Annotated in this window: 24 protein-coding genes; 13 read left to right on the top strand and 11 right to left on the bottom strand. The window is 42.1% G+C overall.

The genetic code is table 11. The annotated features are described in order from the left end of the window. Positions 1-15: 15 nt before the first annotated feature. Entirely contained in the window at positions 16-189 is a 174-nt protein-coding gene (locus ACTWPX_RS18695) for a hypothetical protein (protein WP_443121038.1), read from the bottom strand. 181 nt (positions 190-370) lie between these two features. On the opposite strand from ACTWPX_RS18695, the gene ACTWPX_RS18690 reads away from it, so the two are divergent. From ACTWPX_RS18690 to ACTWPX_RS18660, 7 genes are all read left to right on the top strand, one after another. Then, positions 371-823 carry a MarR family winged helix-turn-helix transcriptional regulator gene (locus tag ACTWPX_RS18690; protein ID WP_443121037.1) on the top strand — a complete coding sequence of 151 codons (453 nt, stop codon included), beginning with the start codon at positions 371-373 and terminating at the stop codon, positions 821-823. Further along, positions 820-2208 (top strand): MATE family efflux transporter, encoded by a 1389-nt coding sequence (locus ACTWPX_RS18685; RefSeq protein WP_443121036.1) that lies wholly within the window; start codon positions 820-822, stop codon positions 2206-2208. Before ACTWPX_RS18690 ends, ACTWPX_RS18685 begins: the two co-directional genes overlap by 4 nt. A 516-nt stretch (positions 2209-2724) precedes the next feature. Further along, positions 2725-3396: a hypothetical protein gene (locus tag ACTWPX_RS18680; protein WP_443121035.1), complete on the top strand. Its 672-nt coding sequence runs from the start codon at positions 2725-2727 to the stop codon at positions 3394-3396. Positions 3397-3418: 22 nt separating this feature from the next. Further along, positions 3419-4666 (top strand): efflux RND transporter periplasmic adaptor subunit, encoded by a 1248-nt coding sequence (locus ACTWPX_RS18675; protein WP_443121034.1) that lies wholly within the window; start codon positions 3419-3421, stop codon positions 4664-4666. A gap of 138 nt (positions 4667-4804) precedes the next feature. After that, a complete protein-coding gene (locus ACTWPX_RS18670) occupies positions 4805-5803 on the top strand; it encodes an LLM class flavin-dependent oxidoreductase (RefSeq protein ID WP_443121033.1) in 999 nt (332 codons plus the stop codon). 207 nt (positions 5804-6010) lie between these two features. Continuing rightward, positions 6011-6961: a BMP family lipoprotein gene (locus ACTWPX_RS18665; RefSeq protein WP_443121032.1), complete on the top strand. Its 951-nt coding sequence runs from the start codon at positions 6011-6013 to the stop codon at positions 6959-6961. 15 nt (positions 6962-6976) lie between these two features. Beyond that, positions 6977-8638: a methyl-accepting chemotaxis protein gene (locus ACTWPX_RS18660; RefSeq protein ID WP_443121031.1), complete on the top strand. Its 1662-nt coding sequence runs from the start codon at positions 6977-6979 to the stop codon at positions 8636-8638. Positions 8639-8676: 38 nt separating this feature from the next. Here ACTWPX_RS18660 and ACTWPX_RS18655 read toward each other — a convergent pair whose 3' ends face one another. Next, positions 8677-8931, bottom strand: a complete 255-nt coding sequence (locus ACTWPX_RS18655; RefSeq protein WP_443121030.1) for a DUF2164 domain-containing protein — start codon at positions 8929-8931, stop codon at positions 8677-8679. Positions 8932-8986: 55 nt separating this feature from the next. Then, on the bottom strand, positions 8987-9574 hold the full coding sequence (locus tag ACTWPX_RS18650) for a class I SAM-dependent methyltransferase (RefSeq protein ID WP_443121029.1): 588 nt from the start codon (positions 9572-9574) through the stop codon (positions 8987-8989). A gap of 165 nt (positions 9575-9739) precedes the next feature. Between ACTWPX_RS18650 and ACTWPX_RS18645 the strand changes: the two genes are divergently transcribed. The 5 genes from ACTWPX_RS18645 to ACTWPX_RS18625 are packed head-to-tail and all read left to right on the top strand — an operon-like array spanning position 9740 to position 14210. Then, a complete protein-coding gene (locus ACTWPX_RS18645) occupies positions 9740-10966 on the top strand; it encodes an ABC transporter substrate-binding protein (protein ID WP_443121028.1) in 1227 nt (408 codons plus the stop codon). Then, positions 10947-11804, top strand: coding sequence for an ABC transporter permease (locus tag ACTWPX_RS18640; protein WP_443121027.1), 858 nt, complete (start codon positions 10947-10949; stop codon positions 11802-11804). The genes ACTWPX_RS18645 and ACTWPX_RS18640 overlap by 20 nt, the downstream gene beginning before the upstream one ends. Further along, positions 11804-12604: an ABC transporter permease gene (locus tag ACTWPX_RS18635; RefSeq protein ID WP_443121026.1), complete on the top strand. Its 801-nt coding sequence runs from the start codon at positions 11804-11806 to the stop codon at positions 12602-12604. The genes ACTWPX_RS18640 and ACTWPX_RS18635 overlap by 1 nt, the downstream gene beginning before the upstream one ends. After that, the gene (ccmA, locus tag ACTWPX_RS18630; protein ID WP_443121025.1) at positions 12601-13569 is read left to right on the top strand and encodes a heme ABC exporter ATP-binding protein CcmA; all 969 of its coding nucleotides are present in this window, start codon (positions 12601-12603) and stop codon (positions 13567-13569) included. Before ACTWPX_RS18635 ends, ccmA begins: the two co-directional genes overlap by 4 nt. Further along, the gene (locus tag ACTWPX_RS18625; protein WP_443121024.1) at positions 13566-14210 is read left to right on the top strand and encodes a TVP38/TMEM64 family protein; all 645 of its coding nucleotides are present in this window, start codon (positions 13566-13568) and stop codon (positions 14208-14210) included. The genes ccmA and ACTWPX_RS18625 overlap by 4 nt, the downstream gene beginning before the upstream one ends. A 119-nt stretch (positions 14211-14329) precedes the next feature. Here ACTWPX_RS18625 and ACTWPX_RS18620 read toward each other — a convergent pair whose 3' ends face one another. From ACTWPX_RS18620 to ACTWPX_RS18610, 3 genes are all read right to left on the bottom strand, one after another. Next, a complete protein-coding gene (locus ACTWPX_RS18620) occupies positions 14330-15415 on the bottom strand; it encodes an FAD-dependent oxidoreductase (RefSeq protein ID WP_443121023.1) in 1086 nt (361 codons plus the stop codon). A 53-nt stretch (positions 15416-15468) separates the two neighbouring features. Next, positions 15469-15786 (bottom strand): thioredoxin family protein, encoded by a 318-nt coding sequence (locus ACTWPX_RS18615; protein ID WP_281976196.1) that lies wholly within the window; start codon positions 15784-15786, stop codon positions 15469-15471. 73 nt (positions 15787-15859) lie between these two features. Continuing rightward, complete coding sequence (locus tag ACTWPX_RS18610; RefSeq protein ID WP_443121022.1) at positions 15860-16675, bottom strand: DUF368 domain-containing protein; 816 nt, start codon at positions 16673-16675, stop codon at positions 15860-15862. A gap of 394 nt (positions 16676-17069) precedes the next feature. Between ACTWPX_RS18610 and ACTWPX_RS18605 the strand changes: the two genes are divergently transcribed. Continuing rightward, a complete protein-coding gene (locus tag ACTWPX_RS18605; protein WP_443121021.1) occupies positions 17070-18581 on the top strand; it encodes a BCCT family transporter in 1512 nt (503 codons plus the stop codon). A 63-nt stretch (positions 18582-18644) separates the two neighbouring features. On the opposite strand, the gene ACTWPX_RS18600 is transcribed toward ACTWPX_RS18605, so the two are convergent. The 5 genes from ACTWPX_RS18600 to ACTWPX_RS18580 all read right to left on the bottom strand — a co-directional run bounded on the left by ACTWPX_RS18600 (position 18645) and on the right by ACTWPX_RS18580 (position 21790). Next, positions 18645-18803 carry a hypothetical protein gene (locus ACTWPX_RS18600; protein WP_281976193.1) on the bottom strand — a complete coding sequence of 53 codons (159 nt, stop codon included), beginning with the start codon at positions 18801-18803 and terminating at the stop codon, positions 18645-18647. Continuing rightward, positions 18804-19838 carry an AimR family lysis-lysogeny pheromone receptor gene (locus ACTWPX_RS18595; protein ID WP_443121020.1) on the bottom strand — a complete coding sequence of 345 codons (1035 nt, stop codon included), beginning with the start codon at positions 19836-19838 and terminating at the stop codon, positions 18804-18806. Between the two features lie 196 nt (positions 19839-20034). Next, entirely contained in the window at positions 20035-20607 is a 573-nt protein-coding gene (locus tag ACTWPX_RS18590; protein WP_443121019.1) for a class I SAM-dependent methyltransferase, read from the bottom strand. A gap of 218 nt (positions 20608-20825) precedes the next feature. Further along, on the bottom strand, positions 20826-21437 hold the full coding sequence (locus ACTWPX_RS18585) for a metal-dependent hydrolase (RefSeq protein ID WP_443121018.1): 612 nt from the start codon (positions 21435-21437) through the stop codon (positions 20826-20828). Positions 21438-21505: 68 nt separating this feature from the next. Next, on the bottom strand, positions 21506-21790 hold the full coding sequence (locus ACTWPX_RS18580; RefSeq protein WP_443121017.1) for a hypothetical protein: 285 nt from the start codon (positions 21788-21790) through the stop codon (positions 21506-21508). Positions 21791-21880: the final 90 nt, after the last annotated feature.

Genomic DNA, 21880 nt, shown 5'->3' with positions numbered 1-21880 from the left:
CCGATGGTCGTCTTCTCAATACAAAAGTGAAAGTGACGAGCGATCAATTACTGTCGCCCAAACCAATGGCCCCTGGACAGTTCCTGTTATCTCAGACTTTTGCATAAGGAAGTTCGCAATCAACAAGAGACTGATAAAAAACAAGCCTCCATAAAAGGATTTCCTATGATACCTCATTGTTTTTTCCACCTGGACCCTCTCCTTATCCTTTTCCTTCATTTTACAATAAAAAATGAGTCTTCAGCATAAAAATAAATGACATTCCCTGCTCTTCTTCATTTGTTCACAAGGCTGTCATAGACCAAACAATTAGGTTTACTTCCCTATCATTCTCCTTTATACTTAGCTTTGTTTAGGAGGCTAAGTAATTATGAAAGAACAAATAGACCATACATTGGGATACAACATCCATATGGTTTCGCACTTTTTACAAAATGTATATAACAAACGATTGGGAGAATATGGATTAACACATTCGCAAGCCAAGGTCATTTATTTTTTGGCATCCAGAGGTGACCAAAGTCAGACAGAACTACAAAATCACCTTCATATTAAAGCTTCATCAATGAACGGACTGATTGAATCTCTGGCTAAACATGACCGTATTACCAAGAGGTCCAGCAGCAAGGATAAACGAACCAAGATCATAACACTCACGGACAATGGCTTGGAATTACACGATACGATCTTGAGCATCATTCAAGATATTGAAAAAGAAGCGACGGCAGGTTTGTCACCAGAAGAACAACAGGTGATGGTTTCCTGGCTGAAAAAAATGCAACAGAATTTAAAGCCTATAACATCAGGGAGAGAAAATAAATGAAAGAACAGAGTCAGCGTTTAGGTACTCAACCGATTCCGAAACTGCTTGCTAATTTATCGATTCCTGCCATGATAGGCATGTTCGTGATGGCACTCTATAACGTCATTGATACATTATTCATCGCACGAGGGGTCGGGATTTTAGGGGTATCAGGCGTAAGTATCGGATTTCCAGTCATGATGATTATTATGGCGATTTCAGCAGCTGTCGGCATCGGCGGTGCTTCTGTAATATCAAGAAGACTAGGAGAAAATAAGCCAGAAGAAGCCAACCAGGTGTTCGGAAATATCTTATTTATGATTGTTGCCGTCAGCAGTTTCGGCTTAATCGGTGCATTTACGTTCCTGGAGCCTTTATTAAAACTGTTCGGCGCGACTGAAAACATTCTGCCCTATGCAACAGATTATCTTTTCCCGATCATGCTCGGTTCCATCTTCTTCTCCTTCGCATTCACGACCAATAGTATCATTCGCTCTGAAGGAAATTCGAAGTTTGCAATGATGACTATGATCATCCCCGCAGTATTGAATATCATATTGGATCCGATTTTCATTTTCGGATTAAATATGGGCGTCCAGGGGGCTTCCGTTGCGACTGTCCTTTCCCAGGCAACAGTCACCATCGTAGTATTGAATTATTTCCTTAAAGGAAGGTCTTCTCTGACCATCAAAGCAGCATACCTAAAACCACAGTGGAACGTGATCAAAGAAATCCTGACCATCGGAATGCCTGCTTTCATCCGTCAAGTATCGGGAAGCGGCATGATGATCGCCATCAATTTGATGCTCATCAAGTTCGGTGGGGAATTTGAGGTCGGGGTCTTCGGAATCGTACAGAAACTCGCGATGTTTACCATCATGCCTATGATCGGTGTTTTGCAAGGGATGCAGCCAATCATCGGGTATAACTACGGAGCCAACAATGATAGCCGCTTAAAAGAGACGGTATTGCTCGGCATGAAGGTCGTCACTGTGATTTCAACCGGCATCTTCGTAGTTATGATGGTATTCCCTGAAGGTCTGATGAATATTTTCACTGGAGATGAAGAAACGATTGAAACAGGAGCCTATGCCATCCGGATTATGTTCGCCCTTGCGATGTTAATCGGGGCTCAGGTCGTCAGTGGCGGTCTATACCAAGCATTAGGAATGGCGAAGCCGGCACTTATCTTATCGATGGCCCGGCAGGTCTTATTCCTCATCCCGCTTGTCTTGATCTTGCCAAATTTCTTCGGTGTCACAGGGGTTTGGTTAGCCTTCCCTCTTTCTGATTTATTAGCTTTTACCTTATCGATGATTTTCTTATATAAAGATCGGAGACTTTTTTTCAAATCGAAAAAAGACGCTCCTCCATATGAGACCACTGAAAAACCCTTTTCAATCTAGGTGAGCTGTTAAAGTTTGTAGTTACTTCTCACGAATCGCTGGTCGATGGATACTTGCCGCAGGCACTGCCACATCTGAAAAGTGTGATTTTCATTGATTGTTAAAAGAAAATCACTCTGCGTGTACAAGGGCCGGTGGCGATATTCACCGTCAATATCAAACGAATACTAAAGCACATGGAGTAGTAAACTTCCACTTAATAGAGCAGCCAGTATTAAGGAATGACATGATTTAAGGCAATAGCCTCAGAGTATATCAAACTCTGAGGTTTTTTTAATAAGTTTTTATAACGATCAAGCAAACCCCATAGAGGCCAGGTACGCGGAAAATCCTTTCTTAATGATAGAAAAGCCAACCGAACCTTACGTTTGGAAAGTCAGTCCTATTTTCTATGACAACCTCCTCTTGATTCCACCATCTTTTCCCAAAGATTACTATCTATTTATAGCAACAACTGACAATTTCCGTTAGAATAAGACAGAGAGTTTTATTTTTCTTCGCAAAAGGATGGAACACATGACATACTCTATCAATTTAATTAAATTGTTCACACGCCGTGATGATCATTTATTCAAACTGAATGAGGCAGAGCGGGTCAAGAATGTTTGGAACCTATTATTCTTGTTACTAGGTCTGACGATTCTTACATATGTTTGGACCGCGTGGCTTGGCTTAGGGACAGATGCCATTCCAGCGAACATGTCAGACATGAACAGGGTAGAATACGAACTGAGGAAAGCATGGTTTTTGATTGGCCGGGCAGGTTTTGCCATCCTCTTGTTTCTTTTCATCCTTTTCATCTCATCTTTCTTTTTCTGGTTATTCAACAATGTCTCCTATAAAAAATTGTTCGTCCTTCAGATGAACATTCTGCTCATCATGTTGATCGAACGGGTGACTTGGATACCATTGATGGTGTACGCAGGGATCGACTGGTATGTCTCCCCTTTCTCATTCGGTGTGATTGCATCTTCTTTCACTTCGATTGAATGGGTTATTTATTTCTGCGGTGCCATTTCCATTTTTCAATTATTCATCATTTGGTATCAGGTTAAGTGCCTTTCTTGGTTATCATCAACGAAAAAAGGGTGGATTTGGACAGGTGTTATTTTCTGGCACCTGCTATTATGGGCAGGGACCGCCGCCCTTTCCTATTACGATTTGTTCCTACTTTATCTAATCAGGTAAGAAAGCAGCAGGTGGAAAAATCATGGCTAAAAAAAATTACAAAGGAAGAATCATAGGTTTATTGATTGTCGCTTTTATCACGACAAACTCTTTACTCATCTTTTTTGATGATAAGGAAAAGGTGGACCGCAAATCCTACATCAACGAATGGTCAAGGACCATTACCTATGATTTATTCGAAAAACTTCATACAAGAGGCGTCTTCACTTCTGAAGAATCCAGTCCTGTGTATTTCAATGAGGAGACAGGCTCTTTCGGCGAATTTCTCGTCAAGGAAGGGGATTCAGTCAGTGAGGGTGATGACTTATACACGTACGAAGTCGAAAATTATTACCAGCAGGAAGCAAATCTTCAAGGAGAAAAAAGCCGGTTGGAAGAGGAAGTCGGAGCGATTGAGGACTACATAGATGAAGTAGAGGATTATACCATACCTGATCCCCCTCAATCTGAAAATGACAGTCTTTTCGGCAGTGATGATTCTGAGGAGACACCTCCTCCTTCTTATGTGGAAACAGAGTTTCTGAAAGAAGAAAAAATTGCTGAAAAAGAAAAAGAGCTCGCTAAGCAGGAAGCGATGCTGGAAATGGTTGAAGACCAGCTTGACCAGCTCCAGGATAATGGCGATCAAATTACTGTCACAAGCTCTTTTTCCGGGACAGTCACACATATTTCTGAAGAGTTGGAAGCTCCATTACTCACATTGGAATCCAGGAATCTGGTACTTGAAGGAGAACTGCGTGAAAGTGAACGCAAAGATATTGAAGAAGGCATGTCAGCTGAAATTTCTGTGCCTGACCTTGATCTAGAAGCAACAGGCACCCTTGAATCTGTTGACGAATTCCCTGAGGATATGAAAGTTCATCGCTCAAGCCGATATCCTTACTCCATATCATTGGACGAAGTAAATGAAGAGTTGCTTCCTGGATATCACGCAGATGTGAAACTCATCACTGATGAGGCTCTTGGGGTTGTCACTTCCTTGGAAACAGCTCTTGAAACAGACGAAAACCTATACGCATGGGTTATGAATGCTGAAGGACTGTTGGAACGCCGTGAAATCGAGTCCGGTCTGGAGGAAAATGGACTTGTTGAAATCGTATCTGGTTTAGAAGAAGGAGAGTGGTTAGCCATCTACCCGAAAGATGAATTCAGAGACGACGCTACATTCTTCACTCCACTGAAAATCGATGAGATGCCCGTTCAAGACCTGTTCAAAATGGAGCAGAAATCCATGATTACTTATGGTTTGCTCGGAATAATGTCCCGATGATTCTGTGACTTTGAAACAGGCTCTTTACCTTAGGGCCTGTTTTTTTATTGGGCAGCATACGTATGTTTTGCAACTCTATTTATCACATGGGACGATATAAGTAAGAGAACATCTTTTTAACTAGAAGGGGGAACAAATATGAAACTCAGTGTATTGGATCAGTCCCCCATACTTTCAGGGATGAACCCACACGATGCACTCCAACAAACGACCGAATTAGCTAAATGGACAGATCGACTCGGGTATCACCGCTTCTGGATTTCTGAACATCACAGTACAGAGACCTTGGCAGGGTCCGCTCCAGAAATTTTAGCTGCCCACTTGGCCGCACATACGAATCAAATAAGAATTGGTACGGGAGGCGTACTTCTCCCCCATTATAGTTCTTATAAGGTAGCTGAATCTTTCCGATTACTTGAAACACTTCATCCTGGCAGGATAGATTTAGGTGTCGGACGGGCTCCCGGGGGCATGCCGAACGTCAACCTGGCTTTGAATCGAGGCAAGCTTCCGAATGTAGAAGGTTACCCGGCACAAGTAGAAGAACTGATGGCTTATTTGCATGGTCAGGATCCTCAGGGTATGGATATATATGCGACACCAGCCGGGGAAACGGCCCCACCTATTTGGATGCTTGGTTCGAGTGGTACAAGCGCTAGATTAGCCGCTGATTTAGGAGCATCCTATTCTTTCGCCCACTTCATCAATGGACGTGGAGGGATAAGAGCGATGGATCGGTACCAGGATTACTTCACCCCTTCCATGCAGCAGAATGTTCCGGTTGCGAATGTCTCAGTTTTCGTCGTTTGTGCTGAGACAGATGAACACGCAGAATACCTTGCTTCAAGCCTGGACTTAGCCTTGCTCCAAATTGAACAGGGAGGGAAACGGACACACTTTCCCACACCAGAAGAAGCCCTCTCTCATTCCTGCTCTTTATTTGAAGAGGAAAGAATTCAGGACAACCGAAAACGCATGATTGTCGGTTCACCTGAAAAAGTAAAAGAAGAAATTGAACAATTAGCCAATAGCTATGGCGTGGATGAGGTCATTGTCAATACGATAGTCACTCCTTTTGATGATCGATTGAAATCATACGAACTCCTTGCCAATGCTTTTCAACTCCATAACGCGTAGAATTCCACTAAAACTACTATGATGCGCATCATAGTAGTTTTCTTATGTCTACACACTTCAAATAATCCTGTCCATTTGCTTCAATGACCGTTCGCTTTTATAAAGGATACTTCCCTGCCCAACATTAAGACTTATTTCCTATTCATATTGTCACAAAAACGACCGATAACAATAGTTGTCAGACATCATACAAAAGGAGTGATAAAAGTGAAACGTACATATAGCATATGCATTGTATTTCTTTCAATGGTCGGTATATTGATTGGATGTGCAAATGATACAACAGAGGCAAATACAGACAATGAAATCAGCGCAGGACTGATAGTTACCGAAAGTGGTCTTGGTGATGATTCTTTTAGTGACTCTGCCTTCCAGGGGCTCGAACAAGCACGAGACGAGTTGGGAATCACGTTCGACTATCGTGAACCATTTGATCAGGATTATGAAAAGCACACAGAAGACCTGATTAAACAAGGACATGATGTCATCATCGGACTTGGCTATAATGCGCAACCAGCTATAGATACTCTAGCCGAAGAATACCCAGACCAGGCCTTCGTATTGATCGATGCTGTTTCAGAATTGGAGAATGTAACATCGATTACATTTAAGGAAGATGAAGGAAGTCACTTGATCGGGCTTATTGCAGGTATGAAAACAGAAACCAATACTGTCGGATTCATTGGCGGTGAAAACATTCCGGTCATTGAGCGCTTTGAGAAAGGATTCAAGGATGGTGTGAAAGAAGCAAACCCAGAGGCTACCGTATTGACGGAATATGCGGGAACTTTCGATGACGATCAAAAAGGCCAATCCATTATACAAGAGATGGTTGAAGAAGGAGCGGACTATGTCTTCCCCGCTGCTGGATTTACAGGCATCGGTGTGTTGAAAGAAGCTCAAAAACAGGGCATTTATGCTTTCGGGGTGGACAGCGATCAATATTTCGTTGCAGAAGAAGCAGTCGTAACCTCCATGTTAAAGAATGTGAATGTCGCGCTCTACGGCGTCATGCAACAGCTGAAAGATGGAAACGGACTAGAAGGTGGAGCAAGGACCTTGGGGATTGAAGAAAACGGGGTCGGTCTTGCACCTATCCGACTCATTGAATTGAACAATGACGAACAAAGTTTGCTGGATAAAGCAACAGGAGAATAAAAGGGGGGTAATGGTATGACCATAGGACGGCGATTATATACGATGACACTGATTCCTTTACTATTGTGCCTTGCACTCATCGGGTTCATCGTTTTTCAAATGATTGATTTGCAGCGCTCATCCAACCAGGATGTACAGATTCTCTTAGAAGGTAAAGAATTGCACGGCCAACTCGTCACGGTCGAACAAACATTGACGACTTACGGATATAACCCTTCTGAAGCATCCAGAACAGAAGCGATGACTCAAATTGAACAGACGAATTCCATTTTTTCAGACATGGAACCTCTCATCGTCACTGATGAGCAGGAGCGGTGGTACAATCAAGCAGAAGCAAAGTTTACAGACTGGCAGGAAGTAGCATCAGAAGCTTTGGCAAACAGTGATGTTAACGAAGTCCAGAGGCAGGCTTCTAGGACAGCTGGTATGATCAATGACATCTATATGCTGCAACAAGAAGCTCAGAGTTGGTATGACAATCAAATGAACGATCAGCAGAAAACGATTCAAAACCTTATACTGTTCACAGTGATAGCGGCAGCTGTGCTCGTTGTGTTGTCGATTCTTTCTACTATACGATTGACAAAACACATCGCCAAACCATTAAAGAATTTAGCTGAAAAAGCTTCCGAGGTTGCAAAAGGAAATCTCACGACGACCATCGAAGTGGATGATCGCGAAAAAGATGAGATTGGACAACTGAAACGTTCATTCCAAGTCATGGTGGATAACTTGAAAGAAACTGTCCAGTCCGTCCATCATATCGGGAAAAATGTAGAAGATTTCAGTTCACGCCTGAATACAGAAATGACAGGATTATCTGAAATCTCCAGCCAAGTGACGAACTCGACAGATGAACTGGCACAAGGAAGTCAATCAATCTCCCATGATGTTCAAGATATGGCCGTATTAATGGATGAACTTCATCGTGGTTTTGAAACGAATACAGACCAGGGGCAGCAAGCAAGAAAGTCCAGCCAAGAAGCGCTTGCCTATGTCAATGATGGACAATCAAGTATTACGGAGCAGCGCTCACTGATGGACCAAAGTTCAACCTCCATCTCACGCGTAGAAAATTCAGTGAAACATTTCATCCAATACACAGATCAAATTGAATCTACGGTCAACCTTGTCAATGATATCGCTGAACAGACGAACTTACTAGCCTTGAACGCAGCCATTGAAGCAGCAAGAGCAGGCGAGCACGGGAAAGGCTTTGCTGTTGTTGCTGAAGAGGTACGGAAGTTGGCTGACCAATCGACGGCTGCGACCGGTAACATTTCCGAAATGGTGACGCAGATTCGGGACGGTGTCAAAGTTATTGATCGTGAAATGAAAGATACTGTTGAACTTTCCGATCGTCAAAACCAATCCGTTGACCAGTCCAAACAAGCCTTCGAGAAAATCAGTGCCCAGGTTTCTTCTATTGATCATCACTTAGAAGACCTTGTTCAAGGGCTCGAACAATCCAAACAACGAAGTGCGAAAGTAAATACTTCCGTTGAGAATGTCAGCAGCATCGTCGAAGAGACGGCTGCAGGTACTGAGGAAATTTCAGCTTCTACTGTGGAACAACAAACGGCCTTCCAGCAAATGATGGAAGAAACCGATAAACTTGAACGACTGGTTGCTGATTTGAATGAGCACTTACAGCATTTCAACTGGGAACAAACTTAAACGCAGTGCCGCTTCGACTTCATCGGAGCGGTATTTTTTTAAGAACGTTTCGGTCTGCCTGCCGGACGTTCCAATGACCGTAAATCTTCATCTATATTGATGACTTTTTGCTCTACCATCTGTCTTGCATCCTCTATCCCTTTATTATAGAAAAACGGACCCATCTCTTCAGCTATCACCTGTACCATTTGCTCAGCTGCCAAATCACCGATTTCTTCCCCTCGATCGAGTTCGAAATGTTCTTTGATTCGTTCTTTCACATATTCTCTTTCTTCTTTTTTCAGTGATTTCATTCTCTTCTCCCCCTCTTTTTTCATACTACCACAGCTTGAACTGTTATAAATCGAGTTAAGCCAGCCCTACAGCACAAACTGAATCGTTCGGTTTTGTCGGCTTGATGTGTACTTGTACTTCATGGAAGCCCGCTTCGACTAACAATGCCCGCAATTGTCCTCCTATGACGACAGTCGTATCATCATCCGCTCCATTTTCATGTGGACAAAGAGTTAAGGCGATTTTCCCCCCTTTCCTTAACAACGAATGCAAATGCACAAGAGTTTCTAATGGGGCTTCCCATAAGTTCAGGTTGTTAACAGAAAATACCTTGTCGAGAGGTTGTGAGAAAGCTTCAAGATCACGTGCCGTTCCATTAATGACCCCCACTTGTTTGGCTTTTCCTTTTGCATGCAGCTTCCTCAAAACCGTTTCCACCATTGCTTCAGAAGGATCCGTCCCATAGAGGAAGACATTTTCAGTTTCAACCACCTTTTGAAGAGCTTTTCCCGGACCAAATCCGATTTCTAAGACTCTGTCGCCACGTTCAATACTTAAAAATGATAAGGTCCATTCATTCAACCGTTCATTTTCTTTATTCATAAACAATCCAGCTAATTTCCCTACCATTCCGGACGGCCTTGCAAATTGCTCATATAACACATTCTCACTCCTTCCTCTTTCCTTTCCTTCTTTTACCCGAATCCGGGCACATTCATGCTCTGAATCTGAGCATGATTAGTTTCCAACCACTTCTTTTGTTTGTATGATAGATGACAGAGAAACATTTTTCTTATTTTAAAAATGGTGATGATACGGGGGTTCATAATGAGAACATTGAGTATGTTGGTGTTTTTCACTCTGCTGCTTTTGTCGGCTTGTGGAGAACCAACAGCGAATAAAACTGATTGGACAAATAAGAACTGGAAAGAAATCGAAAGCAACGCTGAAGATACGAGGGTCCGAATGTTCATGTGGGGAGGGGATGAGGGCATCAATCAATACATTGATGAATGGATCGTTCCAAGGTTGAAAAAATCCTACGATATTACTTTAGAACGGATCCCCATGGACACACCGGAAATTCTGCAAAAGCTTCAAACAGAAAAACAGGCAGGAAAACAGGATGGGACGATTGATATCATATGGATCAATGGTGAGAACTTCAAAAATGCGAAAGAGAACGGGCTACTGTTAGGTTCATTTACCGGAGTTCTTCCGAATTACAAGGAATATTACCAGACAGAAGACCCAGCCTTTCAAACGGATTTCGGTACCCCCGTTGAAGGTATGGAAGCGCCTTGGGGGAAGGTGCAATTCGTTTTCCATTATGATACAGCCAAAATAGAAAAGCCTCCACGTTCATTCGCTGAATTAAAATCATGGATCCATGAAAATCCTGGTAAGTTCACTTATCCGAGAGCAAAGGATTTTTCAGGCAATGCCTTCTTAAGACATGTCCTATACGCACAAGCAGATCAACCTTCAGACATCTTCAATCGACCATTGCAAGAAGAACAAATATCAAATACAGCTGACCGGACATGGGAATATTTGAATGATATCGAACAAGACTTATGGCGGTCAGGCGACCACTATCCGAACAATTTGACTGAACTCGACCGCCTCTATAGTCAGAGGGAAGTATGGATGACGATGGGATATAATGAATCGCGGGCAGAAGCATTAATAGAGGAAGGTGTTTTTCCAAGAACGACTCGTTCCTTTGTAATGGAACCAGGCTCCATAGGCAATACACACTTCCTATCCATCCCTTTTAATAGCTCTAATCAGCCTGGAGCTCTGACAGCTATTAATTTCTTGCTTTCTCCTGAAGCGCAATTAGCGAAATACAAGCCTGACTACTGGGGAGAAAACACGCCCATCAGTATGGATAAAATACCTGAAGAGATACAGAAGGAGTTCCATGCGGTCGAACGTGGAGAAAGTGTGCTTCCCACTAAAAAACTGGAAGAAAGTTTTCTTCCTGAGTCAGAAGCGTCTTACGTCGAATGGATGAAAGAACAATGGTTTAATGAAGTCGTTCAAAAATAAGAACTACTACTTATTCATTCCTGCTGTGCTATTTTTGACACTTCCGCTTTATGGTTTCATGAATGCTATTTTTCATAGTCTTCAGACTGGAGGAGATTGGACATTCGATTACTATGCACAGCTATTACAGTCAGATCGGTTCATAACCTCCTTGTGGTTCAGCATTCGAACAGCGTTAATGGCAACGGTCATATCCTTAATCATAGGTTTGTTCATCACCCGCCACTTTCACGGGTATTTGGAAAAAAACGCCCCCCAGCTGCTTGTATGGTTGCCTATGTTATTCCCCCACTTTGTCTGGGGATACATGGTCATTCTGTTACTTTCGGAAACTGGTTTGGCAGCGCAAATTTCAGTTTTAACAGGGGTATTGCCTGACACCGAAGTTTTCCCGATACTGACAAGAGATCCAAATGGAATCGGAATCATCATTACTTATGTCTGGAAGGAGATTCCTTTAGTCATTTTAATGTTGTTTCCGATTTACGCTTCCATCGACCCTAATTATTATGACCTTGTCGATACATTGGGCGGTAATGGATGGAGAAGGTTTTCAGCAGTAGAGCTGCCACACCTGCTCCCTGTTCTAATTGAGACGTTTCTCATTATTTTTTCATTTACGTTATCTGCTTATGAAGTACCAGCTCTGCTCGGTACGACATTTCCAGAAATGATCTCTGTACTTGGATATGAATGGTTTTATGGAAGTTCGTGGGACGATCGGCCACTGGCTTTCGCTGCTATGGTCAGTATCAGTATAATGTTATTGATTTTAGCCGGGATTGGTTACCTGTATTTGAATAAAAATAGGTGGAAAGCGATGAGAGGAGGGCGATGATGAACTGGAAAAAGACGACCTTCTTACTTTTGGCAACCCTCCTTTTCATCGCGCCACTATTGCTTCTGTTTTTGCAAAGCTTCAGTGCACCCTGGCGATGGCAGGCAGGAATTGGAATCGAACTTCAATTGAAAAGCTACCAACAGCTTTTGAGTGATCCTATGTTATGGGAGGCTACTCTCTGGTCCATACTCATCGGATTTAGTGTTTTGGTCATTAATCTTGCTATAGGTTTATTTACAGGTAAAGCTTTAGCGTCACTATCATTTAAAGGGAAATCATTTGTTGAGGCATTATTGTTATCACCTATATTGATTCCTGTACTAGCAATAGCAATGGGCTTACATTTATTTATGATTCGTTTTGGTTTAGCAGATACGATGGCTGGAGTCATCGTGATCCATTTGGTCCCGACCATTCCTTACAGCATCAAAATTTTCTATAACAATTATCGTCAACTAGGAACAAACATGCTGGCACAACCGACGATTCTCGGTGCAAGCTTTCTTATACAGCTATTCACCGTAGAGATGCCACTGATGAAACCAGCGATCAGAAGTGTTACTTTCCTGACTATTGTCATCAGTCTCAGTCAATACGCAATCACAGCAATTATCGGAGGAGGCCGTATTGTCACTCTTCCTATGGTCTTCTTTCCGTTTATGGAAAATGCCAATCCATCATTAATGTCAGCATTTTCTGTATGGTTTGCGATCATTCCGATCGCCATGTATATTATCGTAGAAGCACTGATCCTGCTGCTCCCTTATTCACGCATACCCTGGAGGAATCATAGATGAAGCACACGACTTTAGAAGTCAAACATGTAGTCAAACAATTTAACAAGGATACGGTACTAAATGGTCTTTCCTTTCAATTGGCGCAAGGGGAGATCCTTAGCATCGTAGGACCATCTGGAAGTGGAAAGACCACTTTATTGAGGATCCTTGCCGGTCTTGAAAAACCGACAGCGGGAACCATTTCTATGAACGGTCGTGAGATCACCAATCAAAAGGCCAACCGTCGCGACATCAGTCTTGTTTTTCAACAGCCATTACTTTTCCCGCATATGACGGTGGAAGAAAATATCGTCTACGGGGCCAAAGTCTCAAAGAAATACAAAAAGGAAAAAACAGACAAGCAGATCGCAGCCATAGGGATGGATCATTATCGAAGTCACTTCCCATCACAGATCTCAGGAGGCCAACAACAACGCACAGCTTTAGCTCGAGCAATGGCCACAGAACCTGAAATCATTTTGTTTGATGAACCTTTCAGCAGTCTGGATCCTAACTTACGTCAGGAACTCAGATATTGGGTCAGGGATTTTTTGGTCAAACAAGGAACGACTGCTATTTTCGTCACCCATGACCTTGAAGAAGCGATGATTATGGGGGATCAAATCGCTCTGTTTCAAGAAGGGGACTTCCAACAAATAGGGAAAGCAAGAGCAATACACGAGTCTCCTGCCAATAGGAAGGTCGCATCTTTTATAGGCGGTCACCTCATTTTGGATGAGAACCAATTCGTCCCTTTGATGGAAATATCCTTAAACCCTACTGGTTCCGTCAACGACACAATTTCTTATGATGGAAAAATTGAACATATTACTTATCAACACGGAAGAGCCATTGCCCATATTCATATAAAAGAGTTGAATCAAAAAATCTCTATCCCTGTGGCTGAAAAATCCCCCCTTCCGTCTGAGGTAACTCTTACAATTCCTGAATCAAGCGTACGTACGTTTCAAGGAAAACACTCATGAAAGCAAAAAGCATCGTTCAGGCGTTTCTTTTCTTACTTGTCTTCTTCGCAATGGCTTGGTTTGCAAGAAGTCAGTTTGATGTGAGCCCTGCTAACATACGTACCTATATTTTATCTTTCGGAGTGGCTGGCCCGCTCATTTTTATGGGATTATATGTTATTGGACCTATCATAGCCTTCCCTACTTCCGTTCTGTCACTGGGGGCAGCCTTTGCATACGGACTTTGGCCAGGAATGCTCTATATCGTGATCGGTGGCACCGGTGCAGGTGTGACCGGGTATCTGATGGGGAGATTCTTCGGGGATTCTGTATTGAAGTTCCAACAAGCTGAATGGTCTGAATCCATTTACTACCGCATGAGAGAACAAGGCTTCCTCTATGTATTCATCCTGCGCTTGATTCCGCTCGTTGGATTTGATATTTTAAGCTATTTAGCCGGCATGACACGAGTGATGATTTCTTCTTTCGTTATTGCAACTGTAATCGGGATGCTCCCGGGCACCTTCGCTTACAGTCTTGTTGGGACAAGTTTAGCGAGTGGAGATCGAACATTGATTTTTATCGCTCTCAGCATTTTTGCACTATTACTTGTAACCACCTTTCTATTCAGAAACAAAGTGAAGACATGGCTGAAGATTTAATATCAAGACCATACACCAACCTGAAAATTATAACGAGTCCGATGCTGAACAGGGTCCTTTAACCTTGTCTCCCATAAAAAAGTCTTTGAATGTCCATAAAGGACGGTTCAAAGACTTTTTCATTGATATTCAGCCATGAATTCACGATCGATTTTGTTTTTCATTTTCCATGCTCTATGTGTATGAGAACTGAGTGGCCCATAAATCAGAAAGCCTTTCTTCCCACCTGTAGATAAAATATAGAGTGCACTTTTTTGGGGAACATAGGTATCCATCGGCCGACCACCTGTCAGATATTTATTCAAATTTTCCCAGAGCACCGGCCCTTGTCGCACTGCATATACACCACTCTTCGGAAGGCTCGGAAAATCTATTAAAGTTACACAATCACCTGCACCGAAGATATAATCATAATCCTTGAATTGCAGTGTCGGTCGCACAACCGCAAATCCCTTTTGATCTGTGTCGATTGAGGAGCGTTCAAAAATTGCATCACCCCGCGCACCACCTAACCAGAGGACGCCCGTGTGACGGACTTTATTACCTTGATCAGTCCGTACATATTGTTCGTGGATATCTTCCACTCTCTCATCCTTCCAAACATGAACCCCTTTATTAAGCAATAGTTTTTCAAGTTTTGATGAGATCCATTTTGGAGTTTCAGACAAAATACGGTCAGCTGTAATCAACCTGACTTGACCAGGTATTCGATTCTGCTGTTTATAGGCCTGCATCGACAAGGCCAGTTCTGTACCCGCTGCCCCGCCACCTACAATCAATGGTTGAGAGGTTTCCCGCAATTCTTTCATCTGATCAATGAAGCGATGATTCGGTTTAATGGTTCTTGCGATGGTATCTTCAAAGGAAAGGGGTAAACTTTCCGAGCCTATGTCGAAACTGATCACGTCAAAAGGATAAACGCTGCCATCCCCACATACGACCTTACGTTGAAGCGCCTTGAGAGTATGGGCTTTCTTCTGGATGAGCTGGACACCTGCATCCTTCGTCAGTTTTGTTATGTCTATACGCGTCTCTTCTTCTGAATAGATGCCCTCCGTGAAGCCTGAAAACATTCCTGAATAATATTGATATTTTGAAGGGGAGATCATACAGACATCAACACTTCTAAAGGGCGTCGCCTTCAACTGACGCAACACCTCTAAATGAGAATGACCTGCTCCTACCAACAATAAACGCTTTGACATTCTAGCACCTCCTTAAAGAAAACGTCCACATGAGGACCATGTGGACGGAGTTCCTAAAGACTCGCTTGCAAAAACTCTTCAACTTCTTCAGGAGTTTTTGCATTCGCACTATGCAAATGAGCTTTTTTATTTCCATTATTGAAAATCAATAAGCTCGGTATACCCATAACTTCATATTTTTCTGCGATTTCAGGAAGCTCATCCCTGTTTACATTGAACCAATCATATCCCTTATATTCCTCAAGAATATCTCCGATAAACATATCCATGCGCTTGCAATCCGGACACCAATCAGCTTCGAATTTAATAATGACAGGACGTTCACTTGCTATTGTTTCGTTGAATTTCTCAACGGTATGAATAGATTCCATTTTATTCATTCTCCTTTATTACATTTCTATATTTATCATAATGAATATCTGGTCTTTTGTCTTTCCATCCGCTCTATTTGTACTCTACTCTTCCTAATAACCAAGCAGACAGCAGACCACCAACAAACGTGATGATACTTACGATCCACATCGTTAGATTCTCTGGTACACCGGGGAAAATGACAAAGACTGAACCGATCACTAGTCCGATTATGATCGCGAACGTGCCGGAAGTATAATTCTCCAAAAAGAATTTAACGATTTTACTCATCACAACAATTCCGCACACTATCCCTAAACCGACCACAGCGATAATATCCAACTGAAAATCAGAGATCCCACTCACTACCGTCGAATAGACACCGATGATCAGCAGGATGAATGATCCACTTATGCCAGGGAGAATCATTGCACTACTGGCGATCCATCCGGAGAAGAACAGTAAAATATAAGTGGAAAAGGTAATATTTTGCATCGGTTCTGATTCACTTGTCTGAAAGAAGACCATTGATGCTACAATGACTGCTCCAATCAAAACAAGTATATAATGCTTACCCTTGAATTGATGCTTCATATCCGCTTTGTGCACTAAGTATGGCAGGACCCCGATAATCAACCCAAGAAAGAAAAATTGAGTCGGCCCGGGGTAATGTTCGAATAACCATTCAATTAATTTTGCCAAGAGAGCAATCGAGGTGACGACCCCAATCCCAAGTGGCACTAAAAACTTCAAATGCTTCTTCCACTCTTTACTGAAGAGTCCGTTGATTGCTTCAATCAGCCGATCATAAATGCCTAAGACTACCGCAATTGTTCCACCACTGACACCTGGGACTACGTCACTCGCCCCCATCAGTATTCCGCGGTAGATATTTCTCCATTCCCACATCTCTTTTGCCCCTTTACATAGTACATGATCTATTCTATCAAACTTCTTCAAGCTTTTATGATACATTCTCTTGAAAAAAAATACAAAGGATGTAGCAAAAGTATAAACACACCTGGACAGAGTCGCCAAACTTAAACAAACCTTTTGCCAGAATTAAAAACCCTATGCAATTTCACTCGGCTCCAGAAAACCAATTTCGCGGCTTCCTGAAAATATGAGATTGAATCAAGTGCTCACCTTCATTTTGTATAATTTATTAGAAAGAACTAAAACTTAAGAGTGTGTTAAATCTCCCCTTTTTGACATGTTTTTTATAAGTTAATGTAGGGAATAGCTAAATCAATACTTAATTTCAAAAATTAAATAACCAAGTGGTTCTAGAAAGGAGACACTGATGAGAGATCAACTAAAAAACCCTGTTTTCCTTATTTCTTCATCCATCATTACACTCCTGGTCATAATTGGTGCTGTAAATCCTGAAGGTTTTGGCACAGTGGCCGGCGCCTTGTTTAAATTCACTACCGTAAACTTCGGTTGGTTTTATTTACTTTCAGTTTTCGGCTTTGTGATTTTCTTAGTAGCACTCGGTCTGAGTAAATATGGCAAAATAAAAATCGGGCCTCCCGATTCAAAGCCAGAGTTTCCATTTTTCACTTGGATTGGGATGCTGTTTTCTGCCGGGTTTGGTGTAGGACTTGTCTTTTGGGGCGTAGCAGAGCCCATGAGTCACTTCTTTGAAACTCCCTTTTCTGAGTTGGAAGCTCAAACAGAGGATGCTGCTCGCGTTGCCATGGGGTATTCTTTCTTTCACTGGGGTGTGAACCAATGGTCAGTATTTGCTATCGTCGGCCTCTTGATCGCATTTCTTCAATTTAGAAAAGGCAAAGACGGACTGGTTTCCACTGCACTTGAGCCTGTACTCGGAAAATCGAGACCCGTCAAACATACGATCGATTCATTAGCTGTTATTGCGACAGTAATGGGGATTGCTACCTCCTTAGGTCTCGGTATTTTACAAATGAATGGTGGGCTGAATGCTGTATTCGGTGTCCCTAATAATACTGCCATGCAATTGGTTATAACGGCAGTACTTCTCGCTTTATACTTAACTTCTTCAAGTACAGGATTGAATAAGGGAATCAAATGGTTGAGTAACTTGAACCTTGCCCTTTGCTTAATCTTGCTATTGTTTGTCTTTTTTGCCGGTCCGACGGTATTCATATTGAATAGCTTCACCCTTGGAATTGGGGATTATATTTCTAACTTCGTCGGATACAGCTTACGTCTTACTCCTTATGAAGGGGGATCATGGTTACGCGAATGGACGATATTCTATTGGGCATGGGTTATTGCCTGGTCACCTTTTGTTGGTGCTTTCGTAGCCCGTGTATCAAGAGGCCGGACAATTCGCGAGTTTATCTTCGGTGTATTAGTAGTCCCCCCTTTAATCGCATGTTTATGGATTGCGACTTTCGGTGGTACAGCTCTGAACAGTGATTTAAATAACGGGACATCCATAGCCGAGGCTGTAAATAATGACGTTACAGTTGCGTTATTTGAAACCTTTGAGTTTCTTCCATTGACTGGAATTCTGTCTATATTATCTATTTTTTTAATTGCGACATTTCTGATTACGTCTGCTGACTCCGCCACCTACATTCTGGCAAGTATGACCACAAATGGCACATTGACCCCTTCCCTGGGCATAAAGATCATCTGGGGCTTGCTCATGGCTGCTATCGCAGGGGTTCTGCTTGTTGCTGGTGGATTAGATGCTCTACAAACCGCTTCACTCGTTTCAGCACTGCCCTTTACCGTAATCATCATATTATTCGTCTACGCCTTCACTAAGATGATACGTGAAGAGCCTTTACCACAAAGACCGAAGAAAAAAGAGAAAGATTAAACCCCCGGTCAATCTGAAAACCAGGAAAGGCACCCTCTCCATACCGGAAGGGTGCCTTTCTTATTATCCCATACCTGGATCCCCGGGATCTTCATTTCCTAATACTTGTACTGAACCTATGCCTGGATCACCAGGATCCGCAGCCAGGTCATCCATAATCCCCCATAGGCAAGCTGCAGACAGCAAAAAGGTAAAACATAGTACCGTCCATGACTTCCTCATTTAAACACCCCTTCCATAATTCAAGCGTGACAAGTATTCCAATGGTAAACGGGCAAAAAAGTGATCTCCTTGTTCATGGATAAAACGTTTATACGAATGGTTTAATAGGTGCACGTCCTTTTCAGCAAAACCTAAATAGGTTTCCTGAAAAGGTGTTAAGGATGACATTGACCGTAATATATTGCAGGTGGTTTTATAATCCCCTTCTGCCAATGCGATGTGGGCAGTTTCTACAGGGTCTGGTGTATAAACCCCATCTGTACGAAGGTGAAAAGCTGAAACGAAAGGGATAGAGTGTTGCTTGATTGACTTGGCTGCCTTATCGAGATTATGGGTTTCCGCTATTTTAAGTGCTTTATGCAAAGGCTCTATAGAGGACTCGTATCCATTAAAAAGATTATTTAATGCCAGGTTATGGTACATTCTGCTCTTCTTACGCGGAGAAACTTCTGTGTTGATCATTTTATATGCATAACGACTGGCTAAAATAGGATTGTCAGTTTTCCAATAATGCTGAAACAGCAGTTCTTGATAACGTTGGTTCAAATAATAATATATTAACGGCTCGTCCACTAACTGGAGCGCTTTATCACATTTATCCAAATACTTATCTAAAACTGTATAGACTTTCAAATCGTAATAAGAGTAAACGAGGGCAAAAAGATGGAGGCAATGTAAGGATGGTTGAGTAAACTGGAGGGACAAGAGATCATCCAGTCGTTCTCTGGTCGCTTTCTTTTTCAAGCGGTGCAGGAGAAATTGATAAACCACTCCAGTGTTTTCATCTAAAACCGCAGTGTTCAACAGGGTAGCAATTTCCTCGAAATAATCGTTCATATAGAGGAATTCCAGGTGGGCCAGCTGTTCGTTTTTTTCTGTAGGGAAGTGGTCCAGCGCATATTGTTTTGTGTGCTGAATGGCTTCGATTCTGGAATATGTTTCCAGATTATTGGTATAGACATAATATAAAGAGGAACTTTTTTTCATTTGCAACTTTATCAATGGACTTGGTTCAATTAGTTGGTATTCTCTCATAGGTCCAGAGACTCCTCTCCGATGATTACTTATATTTTATGTAAATAAACTCTATCTGTCTAGTAAGATGTTCCAATTGTTAGTGATTATAAAGGTGGTTTGGAGATAATTAACCAAATGGCAGATTCCTTTTCAAAATAATATCCTTCATCACGAACTTAAATAAGCACGCTCCCTTTTTAAAAGAGAGCGTGCTTTATTTTTCAAATAATACCCCGAAATGATAGGGGGAAAGATCTGATGTTTTTAGAAAAGTCAATCCTGCTTGTTCTCCCCAACCTCTAACTTTACGCGGAGAAGGTCGAATAGCCATAGTAGGTCCCCGTGGTGTCTTGTTCGATTTCCAATGAATGACGCCAAGTTTACCTTTAGGGTTTAGTAATTGCGCCGTCCTATTCAAAAGTTCCAGGGGTTCTTCGCAGTGTAACATGTTGAACAAGCTAATGTAATCCACTTCTGAAACATATTGGGATACCGTCTCGAGAGTTTTTTCATTAGATAAATCGCCATGAATTAAATGGATGTTTTGAAGGTTTTCTTCCCCTATTCGTTTGTTGCAAATATCGAGATACTCTTGATTAACATCTATACCTATGGCCGAACCAGAAATGATTTTTGAAGCAGGAATTAAGAAAGTTCCGAAGCCACTTCCTACATCAAGGTAATTGTTTGTATGAGGATTTAACTCTAATGTTGTAAGAAAAGAGACAGGGTCAAAGAAAGTTTCCCATAATTCCATATCCGGCATCCCAGACTCTCGGTACTGCAATCTATCCCTCCTTTATTTACTTTATTCATCACTCAAAGTAATGTTGAATCGCAGACTTAACCTTCCACTTGAAGAGTTTCTTTCATTTTTGAACATGCTATGACACCTGAAATAAACGGAAAGACAGCGACAAGACCAACCGCTTGTCATTAACCCTGCAAGTGAACTTGCAACCAAGTTCGCATGTTTTCACACACAGCGCTAAAAGGAACATTCATTTAAAATACCGTTGATGTCAAAAACCAAACGTTCCATAGAACAAGGCTATATACGATCATTCTTTCGGTATTAGACCCTGTTCGAAAAGTGAAGAAAAACTGGATGTACTTTCTTGATAAAGGATAAACCAGAGGAATCCCTTGTTTGGTGATGAAGTCCCCAAACAAGTGGGAAACGACCCCCACCACCATACCTCCCAAATAAAACCAGGGGATTTGCAGTATCTGTTCGAGAATGAGGCAGTAACCAACGAGTAAGCTCACGAACAAAAGGGAATGCGTCATTTTCCGATGCCCACGGATCATTATTAAAATCGGTAATAAAAGCATAACAAATACTTTCAGTTCATCTCGATATGTATTTAAATAGTGAGGAGCAAATAAGTAACATAAAAAAGCGATTGTAAAAATAGTCATCAGTCCCCGCCAAAACTTATGACCAAGTTTAGACGCAGGGGTATCGATATCCGGTAACAAAGAGCCGAATAAGACGAATACGAAGAATAAAATAGTTTGATAGGGTCGTTCCGTCATCACTTCGAACTGGGGGATCAATGCCAATGCCCCAATCCCGAATGTGAAGCCGACAACCTGGTGTCCTGGTGCCATCATCGTGTGCTATACCTCTCTTTTCTCTCCAGCAGTCAAAAAATAAACCCACCTGGAAGTGGGCAATTACATCAACAATCTCTTTCAGGAAGGCCGAGCATTTGAAATTTGGGTCCTTCCATTGTTTGCTTTCCTTCTATAGTCAATTCTTCTGTCAAATGTGCAATTCGCTTATCTATCGCCACTGGAATTGAATTGATGCGATGCAGCTGATCATCCGCTTCGGGGTCACTTATCGTCATCCCGATATCCGGTTCCCCACAACCGAAACCAGCAAAAAACAAACGCAAACAACCCGATCCTTCATCTTCCAGTATTTGATTCACCAAATCACGTGCTTGATCGGTTATTTTCATGAATCTTCACCTCTCCGATTATAAAATACCATATTTTTGATAGGGACAGGAAATGAAATCCTTTAAAATTCAACTGAAAGTATTATACAG

It is taken from the genome of Halobacillus sp. H74, from assembly GCF_052246715.1.
GTDB lineage: Bacteria > Bacillota > Bacilli > Bacillales > Halobacillaceae > Halobacillus > Halobacillus litoralis_A.
This window is presented reverse-complemented; position numbering and strand designations above follow the sequence as displayed.